Origin of the sequence: Streptomyces sp. NPDC001941, from assembly GCF_040296945.1 — a bacterium.
Taxonomy (GTDB): domain Bacteria; phylum Actinomycetota; class Actinomycetes; order Streptomycetales; family Streptomycetaceae; genus Streptomyces.
The window spans coordinates 1-1,574 of sequence record NZ_JBEOYE010000250.1 but is presented as its reverse complement, the minus strand read 5'-3'; the positions used below and the strand labels follow the sequence as shown (position 1 = coordinate 1,574).

1 protein-coding gene is annotated in these 1,574 nt (G+C 72.4%); it reads left to right on the top strand.

Annotation, left to right across the window (positions count from 1 at the left end; genetic code table 11):
- On the top strand, positions 1-1,574 hold a 1,574-nt coding region (locus ABT160_RS46940), incomplete at both ends, for a type I polyketide synthase (protein WP_502984432.1).

Sequence of the window (1,574 nt, the reverse complement as noted above, 5' to 3'; positions counted from 1 at the left end):
TTCGACGCCGGGTTCTTCGGGATACCCCCGCGCGAGGCACGGGGCATGGACCCGCAGCAGCGGGTGGTCCTGGAGACCTCGTGGGAGGCCCTGGAGCGCGCCGGGCTGCGGGCCGAGGCGCTGGAGAACAGCAACACGGGCGTGTACCTGGGCACGATGAACGGCGACTACGGGAGCCTGGGCCACGGCCTCGGCGACCAGGACGGGTACGTCAACACGGGCAGGGCCGGCAGCGTGCTGTCGGGCCGGGTGTCGTACTCCCTGGGCCTGCGGGGCCCGGCCGTCACCGTCGACACCGCGTGCTCGTCGTCGCTGGTGGCCCTGCACCTGGCGATGACCGCACTGCGCCAGCGGGAGTGCGACGTGGCGCTCGCCGGTGGCGTGACCGTGATGTCGACGCCTTCGGTCTTCGTGGAGTTCTCCCGGCTCCGGGGCACCGCGCCGGACGGACGGTGCAAGAGCTTCTCCGCCGATGCGGACGGCGCGGGCTGGTCGGAAGGCTGCGGCGTCCTCGTACTCAAGCGCCTGTCAACCGCCCGGGCCGACGGCGACCAGATCCTCGCGGTCATCCGCGGCTCCGCCGTCAACCAGGACGGACGCTCGCAGGGACTCACCGCTCCCAATGGCCCTTCCCAGCAACGGGTGATCCAGGAGGCCCTCTCCCGCGCGGGCCTCACCCCGGCCGACATCGACGCCGTCGAGGCCCACGGCACCGGCACTCCCCTCGGCGACCCGGTCGAAGCCGGCGCGCTGGGCGAGGTGTTCGGGCCGGGGCGCGAGGCCGGGCGTCCGGTGTGGCTGGGGTCGTCGAAGTCGAACATCGGCCACGCGCAGGCGGCGGCGGGCGTGGCCGGCGTCATCAAGATGGTCCTCGCACTCCAGCACGAGCAACTGCCGCCCTCCCGGTACGCCGGGCGTCCCAGCGAACACATCGTGTGGGAGGGCAGCGGGCTGGAGCTGCTGGGCGAGGCCCGCGCCTGGCCGCGTGATGAGGAACGGGTGCGGCGCGCTGGTGTGTCGTCCTTCGGCCTGTCCGGCACCAACGCCCACCTCGTCCTCGAAGAACCGCCCGCCCTCGAAGAGCCCCCCGTCGTCGCGGCCGTCACCGAACAGACCCCGGATCAGGGGGTGTTCCCGATCGTGCTGTCGGGCGGGGACAGCGGTGTGGTGCGGGCGCAGGCCCGGCGCTGGGCCGACTGGTGGCGCGAACACCCCGAGGTCTCTCCGGCTCAGGTGGCCTCCACCGCACTGTGGAACCGCAGTTGGTTCGACTATCGGGGCGCTGTGGTCGCCGCCACGCGCGAAGAAGCCATCAGCCGACTGGAAGCCCTCGCCGAGGGCATCGAAGCCCCGGGTGTCGTGTCCCCCTTCGAGGCCGTGGGGGACGACGTCCTGCGGACTGGGCAGGGCAGTGTGTGGGTGTTCCCGGGTCAGGGTTCGCAATGGGACGGCATGGGCCGGGCCCTGTACGAACAGTCGCCCGCCTTCGCCGAAACCGTCGACGCCTGCGACGCAGCCCTCCTGCCCTGGACCGGCACCTCCGTCACCGAACTCCTCACCGGACAACACCCCCT